Annotated in this window: 17 protein-coding genes and 1 tRNA gene; 9 read left to right on the plus strand and 9 right to left on the minus strand. The window is 68.8% G+C overall.

Annotated features, from left to right (window positions below; translation table 11 throughout):
• Positions 1 to 90 precede the first annotated feature (90 nt).
• A complete protein-coding gene (locus OCL97_RS12280) occupies positions 91 to 834 on the minus strand; it encodes an SIR2 family NAD-dependent protein deacylase (RefSeq protein ID WP_377370307.1) in 744 nt (247 codons plus the stop codon).
• Positions 835 to 859: 25 nt separating this feature from the next.
• On the minus strand, positions 860 to 1,357 hold the full coding sequence (locus OCL97_RS12285) for a YbjN domain-containing protein (RefSeq protein ID WP_377370308.1): 498 nt from the start codon (positions 1,355 to 1,357) through the stop codon (positions 860 to 862).
• A 161-nt stretch (positions 1,358 to 1,518) separates the two neighbouring features.
• On the opposite strand from OCL97_RS12285, the gene OCL97_RS12290 reads away from it, so the two are divergent.
• Both OCL97_RS12290 and OCL97_RS12295 read left to right on the plus strand, forming a co-directional pair.
• The gene (locus tag OCL97_RS12290) at positions 1,519 to 1,977 is read left to right on the plus strand and encodes a chemotaxis protein CheW (protein ID WP_377370309.1); all 459 of its coding nucleotides are present in this window, start codon (positions 1,519 to 1,521) and stop codon (positions 1,975 to 1,977) included.
• A gap of 101 nt (positions 1,978 to 2,078) precedes the next feature.
• The gene (locus OCL97_RS12295) at positions 2,079 to 3,377 is read left to right on the plus strand and encodes an ammonium transporter (RefSeq protein ID WP_377370310.1); all 1,299 of its coding nucleotides are present in this window, start codon (positions 2,079 to 2,081) and stop codon (positions 3,375 to 3,377) included.
• A 9-nt stretch (positions 3,378 to 3,386) separates the two neighbouring features.
• Here OCL97_RS12295 and OCL97_RS12300 read toward each other — a convergent pair whose 3' ends face one another.
• Positions 3,387 to 3,728: a DUF167 family protein gene (locus OCL97_RS12300; RefSeq protein WP_377370311.1), complete on the minus strand. Its 342-nt coding sequence runs from the start codon at positions 3,726 to 3,728 to the stop codon at positions 3,387 to 3,389.
• Positions 3,728 to 4,033 carry a YggT family protein gene (locus tag OCL97_RS12305; RefSeq protein ID WP_304780744.1) on the minus strand — a complete coding sequence of 102 codons (306 nt, stop codon included), beginning with the start codon at positions 4,031 to 4,033 and terminating at the stop codon, positions 3,728 to 3,730. The genes OCL97_RS12300 and OCL97_RS12305 overlap by 1 nt, the downstream gene beginning before the upstream one ends.
• Positions 4,034 to 4,141: 108 nt before the next feature.
• Here OCL97_RS12305 and OCL97_RS12310 point away from each other — a divergent pair.
• From OCL97_RS12310 to OCL97_RS12325, 4 genes are all read left to right on the plus strand, one after another.
• A tRNA-Ala gene (locus OCL97_RS12310) sits at positions 4,142 to 4,217 on the plus strand.
• Positions 4,218 to 4,309: 92 nt separating this feature from the next.
• Positions 4,310 to 5,752 (plus strand): MBOAT family O-acyltransferase, encoded by a 1,443-nt coding sequence (locus OCL97_RS12315; RefSeq protein ID WP_377370312.1) that lies wholly within the window; start codon positions 4,310 to 4,312, stop codon positions 5,750 to 5,752.
• 7 nt (positions 5,753 to 5,759) lie between these two features.
• Positions 5,760 to 7,352: an alginate O-acetyltransferase AlgX-related protein gene (locus OCL97_RS12320; protein WP_377370313.1), complete on the plus strand. Its 1,593-nt coding sequence runs from the start codon at positions 5,760 to 5,762 to the stop codon at positions 7,350 to 7,352.
• Between the two features lie 165 nt (positions 7,353 to 7,517).
• A complete protein-coding gene (locus OCL97_RS12325) occupies positions 7,518 to 8,300 on the plus strand; it encodes a metallophosphoesterase family protein (protein ID WP_377370314.1) in 783 nt (260 codons plus the stop codon).
• Between the two features lie 18 nt (positions 8,301 to 8,318).
• Here OCL97_RS12325 and OCL97_RS12330 read toward each other — a convergent pair whose 3' ends face one another.
• The 3 genes from OCL97_RS12330 to polA all read right to left on the minus strand — a co-directional run bounded on the left by OCL97_RS12330 (position 8,319) and on the right by polA (position 13,893).
• Positions 8,319 to 9,188 carry a DUF1206 domain-containing protein gene (locus tag OCL97_RS12330; protein WP_377370315.1) on the minus strand — a complete coding sequence of 290 codons (870 nt, stop codon included), beginning with the start codon at positions 9,186 to 9,188 and terminating at the stop codon, positions 8,319 to 8,321.
• A 67-nt stretch (positions 9,189 to 9,255) separates the two neighbouring features.
• Positions 9,256 to 10,929 (minus strand): CocE/NonD family hydrolase, encoded by a 1,674-nt coding sequence (locus OCL97_RS12335; protein WP_377370316.1) that lies wholly within the window; start codon positions 10,927 to 10,929, stop codon positions 9,256 to 9,258.
• A 99-nt stretch (positions 10,930 to 11,028) separates the two neighbouring features.
• Entirely contained in the window at positions 11,029 to 13,893 is a 2,865-nt protein-coding gene (polA, locus tag OCL97_RS12340) for a DNA polymerase I (RefSeq protein ID WP_377370317.1), read from the minus strand.
• 203 nt (positions 13,894 to 14,096) lie between these two features.
• On the opposite strand from polA, the gene dnaN reads away from it, so the two are divergent.
• Entirely contained in the window at positions 14,097 to 15,215 is a 1,119-nt protein-coding gene (gene dnaN / locus OCL97_RS12345; RefSeq protein WP_304777333.1) for a DNA polymerase III subunit beta, read from the plus strand.
• Here dnaN and OCL97_RS12350 read toward each other — a convergent pair.
• Entirely contained in the window at positions 15,205 to 16,059 is an 855-nt protein-coding gene (locus OCL97_RS12350) for an energy transducer TonB (RefSeq protein ID WP_377370318.1), read from the minus strand. The genes dnaN and OCL97_RS12350 overlap by 11 nt on opposite strands.
• 55 nt (positions 16,060 to 16,114) lie before the next feature.
• Entirely contained in the window at positions 16,115 to 17,653 is a 1,539-nt protein-coding gene (locus OCL97_RS12355) for a TonB family protein (protein ID WP_377370319.1), read from the minus strand.
• 119 nt (positions 17,654 to 17,772) lie between these two features.
• Between OCL97_RS12355 and recF the strand changes: the two genes are divergently transcribed.
• On the plus strand, positions 17,773 to 18,918 hold the full coding sequence (gene recF, locus OCL97_RS12360) for a DNA replication/repair protein RecF (protein ID WP_377370320.1): 1,146 nt from the start codon (positions 17,773 to 17,775) through the stop codon (positions 18,916 to 18,918).
• Complete coding sequence (gene gyrB, locus OCL97_RS12365; RefSeq protein WP_377370321.1) at positions 18,915 to 21,353, plus strand: DNA topoisomerase (ATP-hydrolyzing) subunit B; 2,439 nt, start codon at positions 18,915 to 18,917, stop codon at positions 21,351 to 21,353. Before recF ends, gyrB begins: the two co-directional genes overlap by 4 nt.
• The last annotated feature ends 73 nt before the right edge of the window (positions 21,354 to 21,426 follow it).

Here is a 21,426-nt window from a genome sequence, read left to right on the forward strand (position 1 = left end):
AATCAACCTGATCGGATAAAAAGGGTCTATCTTCTTGAATCTAGAGCATGTCCGGGCGGCGAACCGGCGCCCACTTGCGCCTGACATGCTCTAGAGCGACGCGGCGACCTCGCTCATCGCCGGGCCGATCTCGTCGTTCAGCACCAGGTCGGCCATGCCGTCGATATCGGTGGGCTCGCGATTGATGATGGCCAGGGCCGCGCCGTTGCGCTTGGCGATCTGGGGCAGGGCGGCGGCCGGATAGACCACCAGGGACGAGCCCAGCACCAGGAAGAGGTCGCTGTTCAGGGCCTCGAGCTCGGCCTTCCGCAGCACGTCGGGCTTGAGCTGTTGCCCGAAGGAGATGGTGGCGGTCTTCACAATGCCGCCGCAGGCCTGACAGACCGGCGGTTCGTCAGTCTCCGCGAAGCGGGCCTTCAGGTCAGCCAGCTCATGGCGCATGCCGCAGTCCAGGCAGGTCGCATAGCTGGCGTTGCCGTGCAGCTCGATCACCCGACTGGCCGGAATCCCGGAGTCCTGGTGCAGGTTGTCGACATTCTGGGTGATGACGCTGGAGAGCTTGCCGGCCTCCAGCAGGCGGACCAGCGCGAAATGGCCCTCATTGGGCGACGCGCCCACCCACCCGGCCCGGCCGGAAAAGGCCCGTCCCCAGGCTTCGCGGCGCTTGGCCGGATCGGCGACGAAGTCCTGGAACAGGATCGGGCTCATCTTGCTCCACACCCCGCCGGGAGAGCGGAAGTCGGGAATGCCCGACTCGGTGGAGATTCCCGCCCCGGTGAAGGCGACGATGCGGCGAGCCTCGCCGATCATCCTGCCCAGGTTCTGCCGTGTCACAACGCCTCCGGGGCCCTGGGGCCGGCTACTGGGTCTTGAAATAGGTGGCGGGGGCGCTGGTGAAATCGTCGAAGTCGGCGACGCAGCTCAGCCATTCCTTCTGCTGGGCCACCACATCCTCCCGCCGGTCGTTCACCGACGGCCGCAGGGCGTACCAAGCATAGGGGTGGTTGTCCGTGTTGAGATAGGCCGGGCACAGGTAGGCGTTGCGGTTCCACAGGTTGACCTGCTCGAAGTTCACCAGGTCGTCGTCGTCCCAGCCCAGCTGGTAGACCACCAGGTCGCAGACGGTCTTGGTCTTGTCGCACTTCAGGAAGTTGACCTCGAAGATCAGCTTGCCCACCAGGCCCTTGATCCAGGGCAGCCCCTTGTCGTCGGTCTTGAGTTCGCCGCTGGCGCCATTGGTCTGCAGCACGGCCAGGACGTCTGCGGGCTTGCGGGCGTCGAACGCCGACGCGGGCGTGGCGAAGGCCAGCAGCGCGGCGGTGAGCGCTGCGGCTCCGGCGATGATGCGGAATGTCATGTCGTGTCCCCCTTGCCGTCAGCCTAGTCGCGGGGCGACCGGGCCCGCAACCCCTTGGATCGACTCCGAAAACGAGCGTCGCCGTTAATGAAATCGAGCAGGTTCATAGGGATACTGGTCAAAATCGACCCCGAACAGAACGATTGGGACGTGTTCCGAGAATGAGCCATTCCATACCCCAGCCGGGCGCCGAACTGATCTCGGTCCGCATCGGCGATCAATCCTACGCCATCGACATCATGGCGGTGCGAGAGATCCGCGGCTGGACCGCGGCCACGCCCCTGCCGCACGCCCCGCCTCACGTGCTGGGGATGATGAACCTGCGCGGCGCCATCCTGCCGGTCATCGACCTGGGCGCGCGCCTGGGTCTGGGGCCTGCCGAACCCAACTCCTCCTCCGTGGTGGTGGTGGCTCAGATCGGCGAGGCCCAGGTGGGCCTGGTGGTGGACGCGGTCTCCGACATCCTCACGGTGACCGAGGGCCTGATCCAGTCGCCTCCGGACATCGGCGGCGAAATCCTCAACTATGTCAACGGCGTGATGACCACCGACACCGGCATCGTCAGCCTGCTGTCCCTGGATAACGTTCTGCCGCCGGAACCGATCGTGCTCGCGGCCTGAGGCCCCCTGCCCGCTTTTTGCGCGCGCCCTGAAAAAATGTGCCTGCACAACAGGCAAAGACTCCTGTAGCCAAGGCCCCCTGGCCAGTTGGGGGACGGGGCATGACGGTTCGTATGCTGACGCGCTTGGGCGCGCTGATCGCAGGTCTGGCCCTGGCGTCGCCGGCCCTGGCCCAGGCTCCGGCGCCCGCCATCGATCACGGGCACACCGCCTGGATCCTCAGCGCCACGGCGCTCGTCCTGTTCATGACCCTGCCGGGCCTGGCGCTCTTCTATGCCGGGTTGGTGCGGTCCAAGAACGTGCTGTCGGTGATGACCCACTGCGTGGCCATCGCCTGCCTGGCCTCGGTGCTGTGGCTGCTGGGGGTCTACAGCCTGGCCTTCTCCGGATCCAACCCGTTGATTGGTGACCTCGCCAAGTTCGGCCTGGTCTCGGTGGGCCGCGACGCGGTCACCGGCGCCCTGCCGGAGAGCGTCTTCTTCGCCTTCCAGATGACCTTCGCCATCATCACCCCGGCCCTGATCGTCGGCGCCTTCGTCGAGCGTATCAAGTTCTCCGCCGTGCTGGTGTTCTCCGGCCTGTGGCTGATCGTCGTCTATGCGCCGGTCTGTCACTGGGTCTGGGGCGGCGGCTGGCTGGCCCAGATGCGGGTCATGGACTATGCGGGGGGCCTGGTGGTCCACGCCACGGCGGGGGTCTCGGCCCTGCTGATCGCCTGGCGGCTTGGCCCGCGCGACGGTTTCCCGCGCGACCTGTCGCCGCCGCACAATCCGGGCATGACCATGATGGGCGCCGGCATGCTGTGGGTCGGCTGGTACGGCTTCAACGCCGGCAGCGCCCTGGCCGCCGACGGTAACGCCGGGGCGGCCCTGATCGCCACCCACCTGTCGGCCGCCACGGCGGGCCTGGTCTGGGGCGCCATCGAGTGGAAGCGGTTCGGCCGGCCCAGCATGGTGGGCCTGGTGACCGGGGTGGTGGCTGGCCTGGCCACCGTCACCCCCGCCTCCGGCTTCGTCGGCCCCCTGGGCGGCGTGGTCCTGGGCGCCGCGGGCTCGCTGATCTGCTACCAGGCCGTGGACCTGGTGAAGCACCGGATGAAGATCGACGACAGCCTTGATGTCTTCGCGGTGCACGGGGTGGGCGGGATCCTCGGGACCCTGTTGGTGGCCGTGCTGGCCAGCCCCGAGCTGGGCGGCGCGGGATATGCGCAGGGCGTCACCATGGGGTCGCAGGCCGTGACCCAGGTGCTCGGCGTGCTGGCGGTCTGCGCCTGGTCGGGGATCGCAACCCTGGTCCTGGTGTTCCTCACTCGCCGCACCGTGGGCCTGCGCGCCAGCGACGACGCGGTGGACGAGGGCCTGGACATGTCGGCCCACGGCGAGCGGGCCTATAACCCCTAGGGCTGCGCCCTAGGACTTTTGCAGTGTCGCGCTTCCGGGCGGCGAACCGGTTTTCACTTCGCCTGAAGCGCTCGTGGGCCTAGGGCCAAAGGCGGCCTCGAAGTCGCCTTCGGTCGCGCCCTCGACCTCGATCATCTTCACCCGCGCCGTCTCGCCCGAGACGATGCGCAGGGCGGACCTGGGCCGTTTCAGCGCCTTGGAGAGGAAGGCGATCAGGGCGGCGTTGGCCGCGCCGCCGGCGGCCACGGCGCTCACCCGCACCTTGAGATAGGAACGGCCCTCGGCGTCGAGAGCCCAACCGTCCGCCCTGTCCCGGCCGCCCTTGGGCGTGACCCGGACGGGCAGGCGCATCAGCCCAGCAGGGCCATGAGCGGTGCGAAGGCCATCGGCAGGAGGTAGGTCTTGATCCCCTGCAGGATCAGCAGGACGATGATCGGGCTGATATCCACGCCCCCCAGCGGCGGAATGATCCGCTGGAACGGCGCCAGGATCGGCCGGGTCACGGCGTCCAGGAACTTGGCGATGTTGTAGACCACCTGATTGCGCAGGTTGATCACATCGAAGGCCACCAGCCACGAGATGATGGCGTTGGCGAAGATCGCGAAGATCAGCAGGCTCAGAAGCGAACTGATGATGAAGTAGAGGAAGCTGCCCATGGTCCCGGTTTAAAGGGGCCCGTGTGTCGCTGGCAAGGCGCTGCGTCGCCATCGCGCATTTCTGCCGCTTGACAGGAGGGGTCCGAAAACGCTTATTCCGCGCCTCCTGGGGCCGTAGCTCAGATGGTAGAGCGCCTCGTTCGCAATGAGGAGGTCAGCGGTTCGATTCCGCTCGGCTCCACCAGGAACCTTCCGACACCCTGAATCGGGGCCGGTGCGTCTTGCCGCCCGGCCGCGCGCCTGCCACAAACCGCGTCTACCGGCGCTGGGGGGCGGATGGTCTTCTCGTCCATCATTTTCATCTTCTATTTTCTGCCCGTCTTCCTGCTTGGCTACTACGTCAGCGGCTGGCGTACGGGCGCCCTGCTGGCGGGCAGCGTGGCCTTCTACACCTGGGGCGAGGGGGCCTATGTCTTCCTGCTGCTGGGGCTGATCGGCGCCAACTACGCCGGGGCCCGCGCCATGGACCGCGCCGGGACGCAAGGCGGCCGCCGCCTGATCCTGACCCTGATGATCGTGCTCGATCTGGCCGTCCTGGCCTGGTTCAAGTACGCCGGCTTCCTGGCCCAGACCCTCAACGACGTCCTGCCTGGCGACCCATTGCCGGCCCTGACCCACCGCCTGCCGCTGGGCATCTCCTTCTTCACCTTCCAGCTGATCAGCTACGCCATCGATATCTATCGCCGCGCCGTGCCGGTGGAGACCTCGATCAGCCGGTTCGCCGCCTACATCCTGATGTTCCCGCACCTGATCGCTGGGCCCATCGTGCGCTACGCCGACATCCGGGAAGAGCTGCAGGGCGATCGCAAGGGCTCGGGCCGGATCGGTCTCGGATTCCAGTACTTCATCATCGGCCTGTGCCAGAAGGTGCTGATCGCCAACACCGTGGCGCCGGTGGCCGACCACGCCTTCGGCCTGCCGCCCGGAACCTTGAGCGCGACGACGGCCTGGCTGGGGGCGCTGGCTTACAGCCTGCAGATCTATTTCGACTTCTGCGGCTATTCGAACATGGCGATCGGCCTGGCCTTCATGCTGGGCTTCACCTTCCCCAAGAACTTCAACCACCCCTATGCGGCGACCTCGCTCACCGACTTCTGGCGGCGCTGGCACATCTCCCTATCCTCGTGGTTCCGGGACTATGTCTACATCCCGCTCGGAGGGAACCGGGGCGGGCAGGCGCGCACCATCCGCAATCTGCTGATCGTCTTCTTCCTGACGGGCCTGTGGCACGGGGCTGCCTGGAGCTTCATCGTCTGGGGCCTCTATCACGGGGCCTTCCTGATGCTGGAGAGGTTCGGGTTCGACCGGGTGCTGGCCGCCGCGCCGCGGCTTCTGCGTCACGCCTACGCCCTGGTGGTGGTGATGATCGGCTGGGTCTTCTTCCGCGCCGCCGACCTTCCGGCCGCCCTTGCCTATCTGGCGGCGATGCTGGACCCGCAGGCCTTCAAGCCCCTCGGCCTGGCCCTGCGGCACCTGCTGGACACCGAGGTGCTGCTGGCCTTCGCCGCGGGGGCGCTCTTCGTCTTCCCGACCCTGCAGGCGGTGATGACCCGGGTGAAGGCGCAGCGCTCGGACGCCCCCTCGCCACACCTTCCGGCTCACCTGGACACCCGGGCGGCACACGTCCTGCCGACCCCGGTCCTGGCCGCCGGTTTCGTGCTCAGCATCGCGGTGCTGGTCAATTCGACCCTCAACCCTTTCCTCTATTTCCGGTTCTGAGGGGGACATGGAAAAACCCGTCCCCCGCCCCGGCCTGATCGCCACGATCCTGGTCCTGATGGCCACGGCCTTCCTGCTGCGACCCATGCTGAAGCCGCCCCAGCTGCAGGAGGGCCGGGTGCTGGCGGGGCCCCCGGCCTGGACGGGCGCGGCCAAGCTTTCCGACCTGCGCCACCAGACCGACGCCTGGGTCGCCGACCGCTTCCCGGCCCGGCCCTATCTGATCGGCTGGCTGAACGCCGCCCGGCTGGCGATCGGCGACAGCGGGTCGGACCGGGTGCTGGCGGGGCGCGACGGCTGGCTGTTCTACAACGACGGGACGCGCCTCGGGCCCGCGCGGGCCAAGCCGCCCCTCACCGACGCCGAGGCGGCCGAGTGGCTGCGGGGCTTGTCGGGGCGGGTGGAGACCCTGGAGGGGAAGGGCGCGGCCTATCTGGTGGTGGTCCCACCGGCCAAGGAGACCATCTATCCCCAGTTCGGTCCGGCCTGGTTCCCCGGCCCCAATCCACAGCGGACCAGCCTGAAGCTGGCGGCCCTGGCCGCCCGCACCGAGCCCGGCCATGTGGTTCACCTACGAGACCCGGTCCTGGCTGTGGCCGCCTCAGGAACCGACGCCTTCAGCCGCCATGACACCCATTGGACCGGCGACGGCGCCTATGCCGGCTACGCCGCGATCATGCAACGGCTGCGCGCCCAGGGGATCGATCAGCCGACCCGCCCGCTCAGCGACTTCCGGCCGGTGGTGAACGGGGTCAATCCGCCCCGCGACCTGGCGCTCATGCTCGGGGTGGCGAGCTTCGTGCCCATCCACTATCGCGGCTATGTCGATCCCGCCGCCGAGAGCTATCGCACCACCTGGCTCTCCGAGCGCCGGGGCTGGGTCGCGCCCCAGGTGGTGGAGACCGGCCAGGCAGGCAAGCCGACCCTGCTGCTGACCCGCGACTCCTTCTCGAACGCCTTGACGCCCTTCCTGTTGGGGCACTTCGGCCGGGTGGTCCTGACCCACATCGACGACGGCTTCTGGCGCCAGGACCTGATCGACCGCTTTCGCCCCGACGTGGTGATGCTGGAGGTGCAGGAGCACGGCCTGGGCTTTTCCATGCGCGGTTCGCCCCCAGTCTCGGAAGCGGCCGAGGCGCGGATCGAGCAGGCCCTTCCGAATGCGCCAACCCATGGTCCCCTGGCGCCGTCGGCCCCGTCTCGCGGGCGCTTTGTGCGGGTCAGCGCCGCGCCGCCATCCCTCGCCGGCCTCGACGCCGTCGTCCCCATCACGACCTGCGCCGTCGACCAGGCCCTGTTGGGGCCGCATGGCCTTATGGTGGCCGGCTGGATATCCGACCTGTCGTCGGAGCCGCGTCCCGTCCAGGGCGCGCTCCGGCTCAGCGGCCCGGCCGGCGACTTTGTCCAGCCCCTGGAGATGAACCAGGTGCGCCCCGACGTCGGGGCCTATTTCAAGCGGCCGGTGGTGGAGCCCAGTGGTTTCGTGGTCGCCCTCAGTGTCCAGGCCCTGCCTTCTGGAACCTATGACCTGCGGGTCTATCGCCGTAGCGCCACGGGTTGGATCGGTTGCGCCGGACCCAAGGGCCTGGTCCGACCCTAGACGGCTTGTTCATCGGTCACGGCTAGGCTCCCCGCGCGGTCAAAAATCCGCCCGACCCTGATGGCAGGTTCGCCAGACTGCGGCGGGGCGTCTTTCCAGGTCTCGCATGCGTTGAACACACCGGGCGGCCTTCCTAGACTAGGGCGCTCAACCAGAGGTCCACCCTTGTTCTCCCGTCTGTTCGGCCGCAAGACCCCACAAGCTCCGCCCTCCACCGAGGGGCGGCTGGCCTATGCCGTGGGGGATATCCACGGCCGCCTCGACGCCTTCGACGCCCTGCTGCACGTGATCGCCGAGGACGCCCTGGCCTCCCAGCCGACCCAGCGGCCCATGCTGATCCTGCTGGGGGACTATGTGGACCGGGGGCCCGCCTCGGCCCAGGTGGTCGAGCGTATCCTGAAGCTGACCGAAGAACCCGCCTTCGAGGTCCGGGCGCTGAAGGGCAACCACGAGGAAGCCCTGCTGCAGTTCCGCGATGAGCCGGGGTTCGGCCAGACGTGGGTGGAGCACGGCGGGGCGGCGACGCTTGCCTCCTACGGTGTCCAGCCGCCGGTGACGCGCACCGATCCCGACGCCTGGGAAACCGCGCGCGTGGCGTTTCGCGACGCCTTGCCGCCGTCCCACAAGGCCTTCTACGAGGGTCTGGAGATCATGATCACCGTGGGCGACTACGCCTTCGTCCACGCCGGGGTGCGCCCCGGGGTGCCCCTGGACCGTCAGGTGGAGCGCGACCTGTTGTGGATCCGGGCGGAGTTTCTGCAGTCCACGGCCAAGTTCGAGAAGGTCATCGTCCATGGGCATACGCCGATGGAGGAGCCGCAGGTGGTCGCCGGCCGCCGCATCGGGGTCGACACAGGCGCCTACGCCACGGGCCTGCTCACCGCCGTGCGCCTGGACGACAGCGGCCACCGTATCCTGCAGGGCCGTGCTGTCAGGTCGGCGGCCTAACTTTTTGAACTAAAGCGCTCAGCCGATGACCTGCTCCACCGCTATCTGGCGGTAGCGCGCCTCGATCACGGCGAAGACGCCGAAGGCGACGAGGCCGAGGGCCACCAGGATCAGCAGGGCGTCGCCAAACGGTTGCGCCTCCATCATCTGCAGGGCGCCGCCCATGCCGGTGGCCTCTCCGCTGCGGGCCTTCAGGCCCGCCATCAGCATCAGGCCGCCCACGGGCAGGAAGGCTACTCCCCGTCCCAGATAGCCGGCGCGGCCGACCCACGGCGCCCACCTGCGTACAGCCTCCTCGCAGGCCAGCGGCTTGCAGAAGTCTCGGCCGAACACCTGGATGATGTTGCCGACGCCCGCGCCCAGGATGAACAGTCCGGCCGCCGCGATCAGCAGTTCGCCGCCGGGCAGGTCCAGCACCTTGGCCACGGCCTGCCGGGTCTGAGCCTGCTCGTCGGTCTCGGTGAGGCTCTCCAGGGTGTCGATCAGGCTGAAGACCGAGACGCCCAGGGCGCCATAGACGACACCGCTGATCGCCTGGCCGACCCGGGAACCGATGGCCTTGAGGCTGGCGCCCTGCCGGTCGGCGTCGAACACCGACTGCAGCAAGCGCCAGCCCGCGAAGGCGTAGAGGCCAAGTCCTATGAGCCACAACAGGACCACGCCGAAGGGCCAGTTCGCCCAGGCCTCAAGGACGCCGCGCGAGCCTTCCGCCCTAGGCGTCAGGTCCAGGGCCGCGGCCACCGCCATGGCGCCGATGCTCAGATAGATGAAACCCCGCGCCAGATAGCCCGCGCGACAGGCCAGTTCGGCCAGCGCGCCCAGGGGCGCGGTCGCCAGCCAGGTGCGGACCTGGGCGAAGGCGCTCGCAGAGGGTTCGGTAACGGTCATGGCCAAGGGAGGTCGCCCCGCGCCCAGGCGGCGCAGTGGCGGGAACGTCAGCCTGGGCGCCCGGTTCCTAGTTCGTCTGCGGATAGATGACCGGCAGCACCAGGGCCGAGGGGCGGCTCGCATCCATATAGACGCTGTTGACCGCCACGCGGGGCTTCTGGGTCTGCTTGCCGGGCGCCTCGCCGGTATTGGGATTCACTTCAAAACGCGGAGCGTTCGAAGACGTGATGTGCATCGCGATCCGGTGGCCCTTCTCGAAGGTGATGGCGGTGGACCACAGGTCGATCACCAGTTCCGCAGGCGCGCCCGGTGTCATCATCTTCACGTCGTCGGGCATCCGCCCGTGGCGGTAGCGGGCGCGGATCGGGGCGTCGAGGACCAGGGCCTCGTAGCCGTCCGGGTAGACATCCACCAGCTTGGCCATGAAGTCGGTGTCGAGGCCGTCGGTGGCCCCGTAGAGCTCCACCTTCACCGGCCCGGCGATGGCGACGTCCTTGTCCAGGACCGGGGTCTGGAAGCGCAGATAGTCCTGCCGCGCCGGGACCTGCCGCTGGTCCTCCGGCCCCCGGCTGAAGGTGAGGTTGGCGCCGCCGAAGGTGGCCACCGGATTGGCCGGATCGAATCTGTAGCTGACCTTGGCCTCGGTCGCCGTCGGAGCCTTGGTGGTCAGCGACCTGTCGGGGGTCAGATAGTAGCGGACCTCCCGGTTGGCGGGCGGCCAGTTGGCCGAGGTCATCATGCGGTTCGTCGGCGACGCCTGCCCCTTCCGGGCGCTGGCCATCATGAAATAGCTGACCGGGGGCTCGTCCATGACGCCGTTGTCGATCCCCTTCAGCCAGTAGTCGAACCAGCGGAGCTCATTGCCGAAGGCGCCTTGCAGCTGGTCCTGGCCGGGATAGGCCAGGTCGCCCGAGAGCGGGCCGTGGCCGAAGGGGCCCATCAGCAGCTTCTGATTGCCCCGCGCGCCCTTCGAGCCCTGGTTCTGCAGCCAGGTGAAGTTGGACGTGTTGCCCTGGTTGAAGATGTCGTACCAGCCGCCGACATTGTAGATCGGCACGGTGATGTACTTGCGGTTCGTGCTCATGGCGAACCGGTTCCAGAACACGTCGTCCGCGGCCCGGGCCCGCACCTGGTCGATCTCGGCGTCCGAGATGCTCTGGCCCTTCAGCCAGCCCACGGTGTCCTTCTCCTTGATCACCCCGCCCATGAAGCTGGAGTGCAGCCGGTCATAGGGCGCCACCACCACATAGGCGGCCTTCAGGTGGGGCGGATTGGCCATGGCGGCTGAGTTGGCGGTGACCCCCAGGGCCGAGGCGCCGGTGACCCCCACACGGCCGTTGGACCAGGGCTGCTCGGCGGCCCACTCGACGCTGTCGTAGCCGTCCTCGATGTCGGTGACATAGGCTTGGTAGAAGCCCTGGCTATGACCCTTGCCGCGCACGTCCTGCAGCACGAAGACGTATCCGGAGTCGGTATATTTCTTCGCCTGGGCGGCCAGCTGATCGGGGCTGCCGCGCCCGTCCTTCAGATAGGGCGTGCGGCTCAGCACCACCGGCCACGGGCCCGTCCCCTGCGGCTTGAACACATTGGCCGCCAGCTTCACCCCGTCGCGCAGGGTGGCGAACTCCTCCGTGGCGCCTGGCGGCGGGGCGTAGGCGGCGGGCGGAGCGGTCTGGGCGAGCGCGCTCATGGGCGCAATGCAAAGGGTCGCGGCCAGCAGGGCCGACTTCAACGTCATCATGGGCTTCCCCCCGCGCCGACAGGGGCGCGAAATCTCTGTTCTTTTGAAATCGCGGCGCGGACGCCACGGGGAGATTAGACGCCGCTATCTGACGTTCGGCTAGTGGGCGTCATCCCAGTTCTTGGCGGCGCGCGCGTCCACCACCAGGGGCACCGAGAGCGCCACCACAGGTTCGGCGGCGTGCTCCATGACCCGCTTGGCGACATTGATCAGCGCGTCGGCCTCGGCTTCCGGCGCCTCGAAGACCAGTTCGTCGTGCACCTGCAGCAGCATGCGGGCCTTGAGGCCTGATTCTTTCAGCGCGGCGGGCATGCGGATCATGGCCCGCCGGATGATGTCGGCCGCCGCGCCCTGCAGCGGGGCGTTGATGGCCGCCCGGTCGCCGAAGGCCCGCTCGGCCTGGGACTTGGAATAGACCGCCGGGATATTGACCTTGCGCCCGAAGATGGTGGTGACGAACCCTTGGGCCCGCGCCCCCTGCTTGGTGCGGTCCATATAGGTGCGGATGCCGGGGAAGCGCTCGAAATAGGTCTTGATATAGGCCCCGGCCTCGTCCTGCGGGATCGACAGCTGGTTGGCCAGTCCGAAGGCGGAGATGCCGTAGACGATGCCGAAATTGATCGCCTTGGCCCGGCGGCGCGTCTCGGCCGGCATGCCCTCGATGGGCACGCCGAACATCTCCGAGGCTGTCGCCGCGTGGATATCCTGGCCCTCCAGGAAGGCCTTCTTCAGCTGCGGGATGTCGCCCACATGGGCCAGCAGGCGCAGCTCGATCTGGCTGTAGTCGGCGCTGATCAGGACGTGGCCCGGCTCGGCGATGAAGGCCTTGCGGATCTTGCGGCCTTCCTCGGTGCGCACCGGGATGTTCTGCAGGTTGGGGTCGGAGGAGGACAGCCGCCCCGTGGTCGTGGCGCCCAGCGCATAGGAGGTGTGGACGCGGTTGGTGCGCGGCGAGATCGCCGCGGCAAGGTTGTCGGTGTAGGTGCCCTTCAGTTTGGAGAGCTGCCGCCAGTCCAGCAGGACGCGCGGCAGTTCGTGGCCGGCGGCGGCAAGGTCCTCGAGGATGGAGGCGTCGGTGCCTTGCGCCCCCGTGGCGGTGGTCTTCTTCGACGCCAGGCCCATCTCCTGATAGAGCACCTCGCCGATCTGCTTGGGGCTGCCAAGGTTGAAGGGCCGGCCGGCCAGTTCATAGGCCTGGGCTTCCAGCTCGGTCATCCGCACCGAGAAGTCGTGGCTCAGCCGGGCCAGCTGGTCGGGATCGATGCGGATGCCTTCGATCTCCATCTGGGCCAGGACCGCGGGCATGGGCCGCTCAAGGGTCTCATAGACGGTGAGCAGGCCCTCGGTGTTCAGGCGCGGCCGCAGCAGCAGGTAGAGCCGCAGGGTGACGTCTGCGTCCTCGGCCGCGTAGCAGGTCGCCGGCTCCAGCGGCACGTGCTTGAAGCTCTTCTGGGCCTTGCCGGTCCCGGCCACCTGCTTGAAGGGGATGGGCTCGTGGCCCAGCCAGCGCTTGGAAAGCTCGTCCATGCCGTGGCTCTTGTGCAGGCCGGCCTCCAGCACGTAGCTGATCAGCATGGTGTCCTCGATGGGGGACACGTTGATGCCTTGGCGCGACAGCACGGCGATGTCGTACTTGGCGTTCTGCGCCACCTTCAGGACCGAAGGGTCCTCCAGCAGGGGTTTCAGCCGGGCGATCACCTCGTTGTGGGTGATCTGGGTCAGGTCGGCCGGGGCGTCGAACGCCAGTCCACCCTCGTGTTCGTGGCCCACCGGGATGTAGCAGGCCTCTCCGGGCGCAACGGCCAGGGACACGCCGCAGAGGCCGGCATTGGCCGAGGACAGGGAGTCCGTCTCGGTGTCGAAGGCGATGACGCCGGCGCGGTGGGCCTTGGCGATCCAGGCGTCGAGGGTCTCGATGTCGCGGACGCAGACATATTTGGTGACGTCGACGGGGCCGTGATCGGTGGCTGTGACGGGGCGCGGCGCCGCCGTCGCGGGCGCGGCCGGGGCGCGGGTTCCGCCGCCGCCGCTGGCCACCCGGCGGCCGAGCGTATGCAGGCCCATCTCCTCCAGGAAGGCGGCCAGCACCTCGGCGGTGGGGTCAGCCACCTTCAGATCATCGATTGGCGAGGGCAGGGGGGTGTCGCAGTCCAGCTGCACCAGTTGGCGCGACAGCCGGATCTGGTCGGCGAAGTCGATCAGGGTCTGGCGGCGCTTGTCCTGCTTGATCTCGCCCGCGCGGGCCAGCAGCGTGTCGAGGTCGCCGTATTCGTTGATCAGCAGGGCGGCGGTCTTGATGCCGATCCCCGGCGCGCCCGGCACATTGTCGACGCTGTCGCCGCACAGGGACTGGACGTCCACCACCCGGTTGGGCGCAACGCCGAACTTCTCCATCACCTGCTCAGGCCCGATCAGCAGGTTCTTCATGGTGTCGAGCATGCTGACCCGGTCGCCCACCAGCTGCATCAGGTCCTTGTCCGACGAGACGATGCGCACCTCACCGCCCATGTCGCGGACCTTGCAGGCATAGGCTGCGATGATGTCGTCGGCCTCGTAGCCGGGCAGTTCGAGGCTCGGGACGCCGAAGGCCAGGGTGGCTTCCCGGACCAGGGGGAATTGAGGGATCAGGTCCTCGGGAGGGGGTGGACGGTGGGCCTTGTACTTGTCGTAAAGCTTGTTGCGGAAGGTCTTCTCCGAATGGTCGAACACCACGGCCAGGTGGGTGGGCGCGTCGGTCTGCGCCTTCATGTCCACCAGCAGCTTCCACAACATGTTGCAGAAGCCCGAGACCGCCCCGATCGGCAGGCCGTCGCTCTTGCGGGTCAGGGGCGGCAGGGCGTGGAAGGCGCGGAAGATGAAGCCCGAGCCGTCCACCAGATAGAGCCGGACCGCCGGTCCGTCCTGGGTGTTGTCGCGGGGCAGGTCGGGCAGGGGCGGGGCGGCGGCGCTCGGCGTATCGGTCATGGCCCCAGGATAGGCGCGGCGGGGCCGATGGTCACCACCAGACCCGGACTCCGGGGCCTCGGCCGCGACATTCTTCGTATTCCCCGGCAGACGACCCCACAGGCCCTTTCGTCCCGCGCGGTTTTGGCTAAAGTCGCAAGTCCTTTATTCTCGGGGGGTGACGGCGTGCGTGCGCGCCGCTGCGCCACAGGTTCGGACTGACCATGAAATTGACGATCGAGCGGGCGGCGCTTCTGAAGGCGCTCGGGCATGTGCAAAGCGCGGTGGAACGCCGCAACACCATCCCGATCCTCTCCAATGTGCTGCTCTCGGCCGAGGGCGAGCGCCTGACCTTCTCGGCCACCGATCTCGACATGGAGATCATCGACGAGGCCTTCGCCCAGGTGGAGCAGCCCGGCCAGATCACCGCGCCCGCCCACACGCTTTACGAGATCGTCCGCAAGCTGCCGGACGGCGCCGACGTCTCCCTCTCCTTCACCGGCGAGGACCCGCGCCTGACCGTGGCCGCCGGCCGCTCGCGCTTCAACCTGCCGGTCCTGCCGGCCGGGGACTTCCCGGTGATGTCCGCCGACGGCCTGTCGGGCCGCATCGGCGTCGATGTCGGCGACCTGATCCGCCTGATCGACAAGACCAAGTTCGCGATCTCCACCGAGGAGACCCGCTACTATCTCAACGGCCTCTATCTGCACTCGGTCGTCGAGGGCGGCGTGGCCAAGCTGCGCGCCGTGGCCACCGACGGCCACCGCCTGGCCCTGGCCGAGATGATCGCCCCCGAGGGTTCGGCCGGCACGCCCGGCGTCATCGTGCCGCGCAAGACCGTCAACGAGGCTCGTCGCCTGCTGGAGGACGCCGGCGAGACCGTCGACCTGGCGCTGAGCCCCCAGAAGGTGCGCTTCGAATTCGGCGGCGCGGCCCTGACCTCCAAGGTCATCGACGGCAACTTCCCCGACTATGTCCGGGTCATTCCCCGCGACAACGACCGGGTGATGATGGTGGACAACAAGCTGTTCGCCAAGGCCGTGGACCGGGTGGCCACCATCTCGGCCGAGAAGAGCCGTTCGGTGCGCATGGCCATCGAGCCCGGCCGGGTGATCCTGACCGTCCGCAACATGGAAGCCGGCCAGGCCGTCGAGGAGATCGAGGTCGACTATTCGGGCGAGAGCTTCGAACTGTCCTTCAACGCCCGCTACCTGCTGGACGTCACCGACCAGATCGGCGCCGAACAGGCCGAGTTCCGCTTCGGCGGCCCCAACGACCCGGCCCTGGTCCTCGACCCCACCGACCCCGACGTCCGCTACGTCCTGATGCCGCTCAGGGTTTAGGGGTCGGCTCAGGTCCGCAGTCGCGGGCCTTGCAGAAGATTTCGCGAACGCGGGCGACGTAGGCCTGGCCGATGCGGCGTTGCGCGTCCGCCGTCATGGCCTTGAAGATCGGGTCCTGGCCCCGGGCGATTTTGCCGATCGCGCTCTCGGGATCGGCGGGCGCCGCTGCGGCAGGCGCCTTCAGGTTGGCGAGCAACTGATCGAGCTCGGCCGGACTCAACCGCGTCGCCAAGGCGCGGGCCAGCGCCTCTTCCCACTGGTTCTGGGACTCCGCGTCAGCCAGGCGTACGGCCGCCATCCCGTCGGCAAGCGCCTGCGGTTCGGTTCCGTCTCCGCCCCTCTGTGCGACCTTGAGCAGAGATGGCTCGGGGTTGGGATACATGCGCCGCGCCGCGCCGGTGAGACGTACGATCTCCCGCGCCGACTCTGGAATCGCGCCCTCGATCAGCGTCGGCGGCGGGCTCGGACTGCCAGCAAACTTGGGCAGGACGAACCGAAGGGGGACGCGAACCGGACGGCCTTCCACCGGTTGGCCGCCAGCGTCGTTTGGGGCCATCCGGAACTGGGCTATCGAGGCCAATGTCCCCTGCTCAAAGCCCAGTCCAGCGGGTTTGGCGGAAACCGGGGCGCAGGCCTTGAGACGGCCCTCCTTGTCCACCTGACACGACGTGACCGCGACGGCCTCGATGTTCATGATCTGGGCGATTTCCGGATATCGCCGGGCGAAGTCCTCGGCGCTGGGGCGCTCCAGCCACACAGGTTGGGTGATCAGCGCGGGTTGCGATCGCGCCGTGCCGGGCGCCAGCAACGCGACCAAGGCTGCTCCCATCAGTGCTGCGCGCATGTTGTCCCCCAGTCGAAGATACCCTAGCGACACCGGCGCGCCACTCAAGGCGGAGCTAATCCGCCGCGCAGACGTGAGCGGCGCAGAAGGCGGTTCGCGCCTGGGCGTCGGCTTTCACCTGGATCTCGCCCAGCGCCTGGGCCAACCGGACATTGAAGGCGTCGTCGCGGCCGGTGGCCAGGTGGCCCGCGCGGCTGCGCAGGAAGGCCGCCATGCCAGCCAGTTCCGGCTCGGTGAACACCGCCGCATAGGCCGCCGCGTGGTCGTTCAACAGGTTTGGCAGGTCGGCGATCACTGCGCCGCGATAGGCCTCGCCGGCGTCGCGGGCCACGGCGGCGTCCAGGCCGGGCTGATGGCTCAACAGCCACTGGCCGAGGTCGGCGGCGTGGTCGGCCTGCGCCTCGATCCCCTGGGCGCGGACGATCTCGCGGGCCAGGGCAAGGGCCCGCGACGGCCGGGGCCGCACCCGCGTGGGCGGCGTCCCGCGCTCGATGCTGAAGACGGCGGGCAGGTTCACCCGGTCGCCGGCCGCGCCCTGGGCCAGCAGGTCAGGGTCCAGCCGGTAGCTTGCCGCCACCTTCAGGCCCGCGGCGCCGAACCCCAGCCGCCTTGGGCCCTGAGCCACCACCTCGCAGTCCTCCAGCCCGCCCCCTTGCGTCACACGGCATTGCAGCATCGCCCAGCCGCTCAGGCGGAAAGCCTGGGCCGCCAGCGGATAGGCCGCCCGAGCCTCGGCCAGGCTGGGCGCCCGCGACCAGCGGGGCTTGTCGATGATGGCCTCGGGCGCCTCGGCCAGGGCGCGCATGTCGGCCAGGCTGGTCTCGCCGTTACAGTCCTGCCGCCCGCAGAAGGTGTCCCGTGCGTTGGCCAACACGATCTGGGTATGGGTGGCCTGGGCGGCGGCGAAGGCGCGGGTCAGCTCCGGCCCCCGGGCGTCCAGCTTCCGCTGGGCCGGGCCGTTCATATGGCTGACCCACTGATGGACCTCGGCCGGGCTGAGCTGGGCGGCGATGCTGCGCGCCACGACCTCGGCCACCTGGGGAGACGCCTGGCGGCGGGCCTCGGTCAGGGCGGCGAGCCCCTGGGCCCGCACCATGGGGTCGGCGCTGTCGGCCTCGATCCTGTCCAGGTCCCCCGCCAGGCCGCGGGCCAGCCGGCCCGCGATACCGCTCAGCCTCGCCGCCCGGCGGGCGGCGTCAAGGGCCGCCGGCGTAACGAAGGGTTCGGGGATGGCGCTGGCGCCGCCCGGTGGGGGCAAGGTGAAGCGGATCGGAATCCTCACCGTGCCGCCGGCGACAGGCTCGCCATCCACCGTCCTGGGCCGCATGGCGAACAGTCGGCTCATCTCCAGGGCGGCCTTGTCGAAGCCCAGGCCCTGCGGCGAGGCGGTCGGGCTGACGCAGTCCTGAAGCCGGCCCTTGACGTCCACAGCGCAGCTGATCGTCGCCCGTCCCTCGATGCTCAGGGCCCGCGCCAGGCCGGGATAGCTGTCGGCGAGGTCCTCGCCATCGGGTCGGACCAGCCATTCGGGTGGCGACACACGCGGCGGGTCGGCCCGCGCCGCGCCCGCCACGGCGAGCGCAGCCAGTCCCATCGCCAACAGCCGCACGCGCGCACCACCCCCTGGACGTCACCCACACACTAGCTTCGCCGGGAGCGGGCTCAAGGCCATGCCGCTTCGCGCGCGAGTGCGAACCCTGTAAGACCCCAGGCGTGACCCGTACGGCCCTTACCCGCCTGACCCTGACCGACTTCCGCTCCTACGGCCGCGCCGAGCTGCCGCTGGACGGCCGGCCCGTCTACCTGATCGGGCCCAATGGGGCGGGCAAGACCAATCTGCTTGAGGCGGTGTCCCTGTTGACCCCCGGCCGAGGCCTGCGGGGCGCGAGCCTGGCCGAGATGGGGCGGCGGCTGCCCGGCGAGGGCCAAGGCCGCGCCTGGGCCGTGGCGGCCACCCTCGAGATCGACGGCGAACCGGTGCGGCTGGGAACCGGCACAGAGGTCGCTGGCGCCGTGCGGCGCACCGTCCGGCTGGAGGGCGAGACCGTGCCGCCCGGACGCCTGGCTGATCACCAGCGCCAGGTCTGGCTGACACCCGCCCAGGACCGGCTGTTCCTGGAGGGCGCCGGCGACCGCCGCCGGTTCTTCGACCGCCTGGTGTTCGCCGCCGAGCCCGCCCACGCCGCCCACGCCTCGGCCTACGAGAAATCCCAGCGCGAGCGGATGCGGCTGCTCACCGACGGCCCCGCCGACCCCGACTGGCTGAGCGCCCTGGAGGCCAGGCTCGGCGAGGCCGGGGCCCTGATGGCGGCGGCTCGTGCAAGAACCTTGTCGGCCCTGCAAAACGAGATCGACGAGCGCGGTGACCGACCCTTCCCCCAGGCGCGGCTCAGCCTCTCGGGCCCCTGGGAACAGATGGCCGGTCAGGGGGTGGCGACCGAGGACATCGAGGCCCGGCTGGTCGCGGCCCTGGCCTCGGCGCGGGAGCGGGACGCGGCCGCCGGCCGGATGCTGACCGGCCCCCATCGGGGGGATCTGGAGGTCATTCACGCCGAAAAGGACCGCCCGGCCGCGGAGTGTTCGACCGGGGAGCAGAAAGCCCTGATCCTGAACCTGGTTTTGGGCCAGGCGGCGCGACTTTCGCGTGCAGAATCAGGACCAAACCCTATATTGTTGCTAGACGAAGTCGCAGCGCATCTGGACCGCCGCCGGCGGGCCGCATTGTTCGACGAGATCACGGCGCTCAAGCTGCAGGCCTTCCTCACCGGCACCGACGAGCACCTGTTCGAAGATTTGAAGGGCCGGGCCCAGGGCGTCCATGTGGACGGCTCCAGCCTGGCTTATCTGGATACCGAATGACCGACGAAACGCAGATCCCCGACAACACCCCCGAGAACAACGGCCAGGCCGAATACGGCGCGGAGTCCATCAAGGTTCTCAAGGGCCTGGACGCGGTGCGCAAGCGGCCGGGCATGTACATCGGCGACACCGATGACGGGTCGGGCCTGCACCACATGGTCTATGAGGTGGTGGACAACGCCATCGACGAAACCCTGGCCGGGTGGGCGACGCGGGTCGAGGTGATCCTCAATCCCGACGGCTCGGTCACCGTCACCGACGACGGCCGCGGCATCCCCACCGACATTCACGAGGGCGAAGGCGTCTCGGCGGCCGAGGTCATCATGACCCAGCTGCACGCGGGCGGTAAGTTCGACCAGAACTCCTACAAGGTCTCCGGCGGCCTGCACGGGGTGGGCGTCTCGGTGGTGAACGCCCTGTCCGACTGGCTGCGCCTGAAGATCTATCGCGGCGGCAAGGCCTACGAGATGGAGTTCCGCCGCGGCGACGCGGTCTCGCCCCTGATCGTCACCGGCGACGCGCCCTTGCGCGAAAACGGCGAGTTCCTGTCGGGGACCGAGGTCACCTTCATGCCGTCGGTGGAGACCTTCGCCTTCATCGAATTCGACCGGAAGACCCTGGAGCATCGCCTGCGCGAGCTGGCCTTCCTGAACTCGGGCGTCACCATCTGGCTGAAGGACAACCGGGAGGCCGAGCCCTTCGAGGAGGTCCTGCACTACGAGGGCGGCATCGAGGCCTTCGTGCGCCACCTGGACAAGGCCAAGACCCCGATCCTGAAGGCCCCCATCGTGATCCGCGGCAAGCGCGAGAACGTCGAGCTGGACCTGTCGCTCTGGTGGAACGACGGCTACCACGAGAACGTCCTCTGCTTCACCAACAACATCCCCCAGCGGGACGGCGGCACCCACCTGGCCGCCTTCCGCTCGGCGCTGACCCGCATCATCACCGGCTATGCCGAGAGTTCGGGCGCCACCAAGCGCGAGAAGGTCTCGCTGTCGGGCGAGGACAGCCGCGAAGGCCTGACCTGCGTGCTGTCGGTCAAGGTCCCGGACCCCAAGTTCTCCAGCCAGACCAAGGAAAAGCTGGTCTCCTCGGAGGTGCGCCCGGCCGTCGAGAGCCTGGTCTCCGAAGGCATCGGCCAGTGGTTCGAGGAACACCCGGTCGAGGCCAAGCTGATCATCGCCAAGATCACCGAGGCCGCCGCCGCTCGTGAAGCCGCCCGCAAGGCGCGCGACCTGACCCGGCGCAAGACCGCGCTCGACATCTCGTCCCTGCCCGGCAAGCTCGCTGACTGTCAGGAACGCGATCCCGCCAAGTCCGAAATCTTCCTGGTGGAGGGTGACTCCGCCGGCGGCTCGGCCAAGCAGGCCCGCAACCGCGAGAATCAGGCCGTCCTGCCCCTGCGCGGCAAGATCCTGAATGTCGAGCGCGCCCGCTTCGACCGCATGCTGGGGTCCGATCAGATCGGCACCCTGATCACCGCGCTGGGCGCCGGCATCGGCCGCGACGACTTCGATATCGAGAAGGTCCGCTACCACAAGATCGTCATCATGACGGACGCCGACGTCGACGGCGCCCACATCCGCACCCTGCTGCTCACCTTCTTCTACCGGCAGATGCCGCAGGTCATCGAGCGCGGCTACCTCTATATCGCCCAGCCGCCGCTCTATAAGGCGGCCAAGGGCAAGTCGATCACCTATCTGAAGGACGATCCGGCTCTGGAGACCTACCTGGTCAATGAGGGCCTGGAGGGCGCGACCCTGGACCTCGCCAGCGGCGAGCGGCTGGTGGGCCCCGACCTGCTGGCCCTGATCCAGACCTCCCGTTCGGCCAAGGCCAATATCGAGCGCCTGTCCTCCCGTGCGCCCGCCTTCGCCATCGAGCAGGCGGCGCTGGGCGGCCTGCTGGCCGAGGGGACCAATATCGACGCCGCCGCCAAGCGGCTGGATCTCTATGCCGAGGAAAGCGACGGCAACTGGAGCGGCGAGCCCGGTCCGGCTGGCGGCTTCGTCTTCAGCCGCGTGAAGCGCGGCGTCTCCGAGCGCGTGGTGCTGGACGACCTGCTGCTGCACGCCGCCGACGCCCGGCGTCTGGCCGAACGCGCCGCCACCATGGCAGAGACCTTCTCTGGCCCCGCGGTCTTCACCCGCAAGGACAAGGTCACCACCGTGCGGGGGCCGCTGGACCTGGTGGGCGCGATCATGGATGCCGGCCGCCGCGGCCTCGCCATCCAGCGCTACAAGGGCCTGGGGGAGATGAACCCCGAGCAGCTCTGGGAGACCACCCTCGACGTCGACGCCCGCACCCTGCTGCAGGTCCGGGTCAACCACGCCGACGACGCCGACGACATGTTCACCCGCCTGATGGGCGACCTGGTGGAGCCGCGCCGCGAGTTCATCCAGGACAACGCCCTCGACGCCGAGGTCGACGTCTAAGCTGGACTTGTAACCGCCGCGCGGTTTGGGCAAACGAACCCTCCGCGCGGCCCTCGCCGCCTAGGCCAAAGGT

This window comes from Phenylobacterium ferrooxidans (assembly GCF_042714595.1).
Classification (GTDB): domain Bacteria; phylum Pseudomonadota; class Alphaproteobacteria; order Caulobacterales; family Caulobacteraceae; genus Phenylobacterium; species Phenylobacterium ferrooxidans.

Excerpts from the sequence above, each read along its gene's own strand:
- OCL97_RS12285 (WP_377370308.1), bottom strand. The coding sequence starts at position 1,357 with ATGACATTCCGCATCATCGCCGGAGCCGCAGCGCTCACCGCCGCGCTG.
- OCL97_RS12290 (WP_377370309.1), top strand. The coding sequence starts at position 1,519 with ATGAGCCATTCCATACCCCAGCCGGGCGCCGAACTGATCTCGGTCCGC.
- OCL97_RS12295 (WP_377370310.1), top strand. The coding sequence starts at position 2,079 with ATGACGGTTCGTATGCTGACGCGCTTGGGCGCGCTGATCGCAGGTCTG.
- OCL97_RS12300 (WP_377370311.1), bottom strand. The coding sequence starts at position 3,728 with ATGCGCCTGCCCGTCCGGGTCACGCCCAAGGGCGGCCGGGACAGGGCG.
- OCL97_RS12305 (WP_304780744.1), bottom strand. The coding sequence starts at position 4,033 with ATGGGCAGCTTCCTCTACTTCATCATCAGTTCGCTTCTGAGCCTGCTG.
- OCL97_RS12315 (WP_377370312.1), top strand. The coding sequence starts at position 4,310 with ATGGTCTTCTCGTCCATCATTTTCATCTTCTATTTTCTGCCCGTCTTC.
- OCL97_RS12320 (WP_377370313.1), top strand. The coding sequence starts at position 5,760 with ATGGAAAAACCCGTCCCCCGCCCCGGCCTGATCGCCACGATCCTGGTC.
- OCL97_RS12330 (WP_377370315.1), bottom strand. The coding sequence starts at position 9,188 with ATGACCGTTACCGAACCCTCTGCGAGCGCCTTCGCCCAGGTCCGCACC.
- OCL97_RS12335 (WP_377370316.1), bottom strand. The coding sequence starts at position 10,929 with ATGATGACGTTGAAGTCGGCCCTGCTGGCCGCGACCCTTTGCATTGCG.
- polA (WP_377370317.1), bottom strand. The coding sequence starts at position 13,893 with ATGACCGATACGCCGAGCGCCGCCGCCCCGCCCCTGCCCGACCTGCCC.
- dnaN (WP_304777333.1), top strand. The coding sequence starts at position 14,097 with ATGAAATTGACGATCGAGCGGGCGGCGCTTCTGAAGGCGCTCGGGCAT.
- OCL97_RS12350 (WP_377370318.1), bottom strand. The coding sequence starts at position 16,059 with ATGCGCGCAGCACTGATGGGAGCAGCCTTGGTCGCGTTGCTGGCGCCC.
- OCL97_RS12355 (WP_377370319.1), bottom strand. The coding sequence starts at position 17,653 with ATGGGACTGGCTGCGCTCGCCGTGGCGGGCGCGGCGCGGGCCGACCCG.
- gyrB (WP_377370321.1), top strand. The coding sequence starts at position 18,915 with ATGACCGACGAAACGCAGATCCCCGACAACACCCCCGAGAACAACGGC.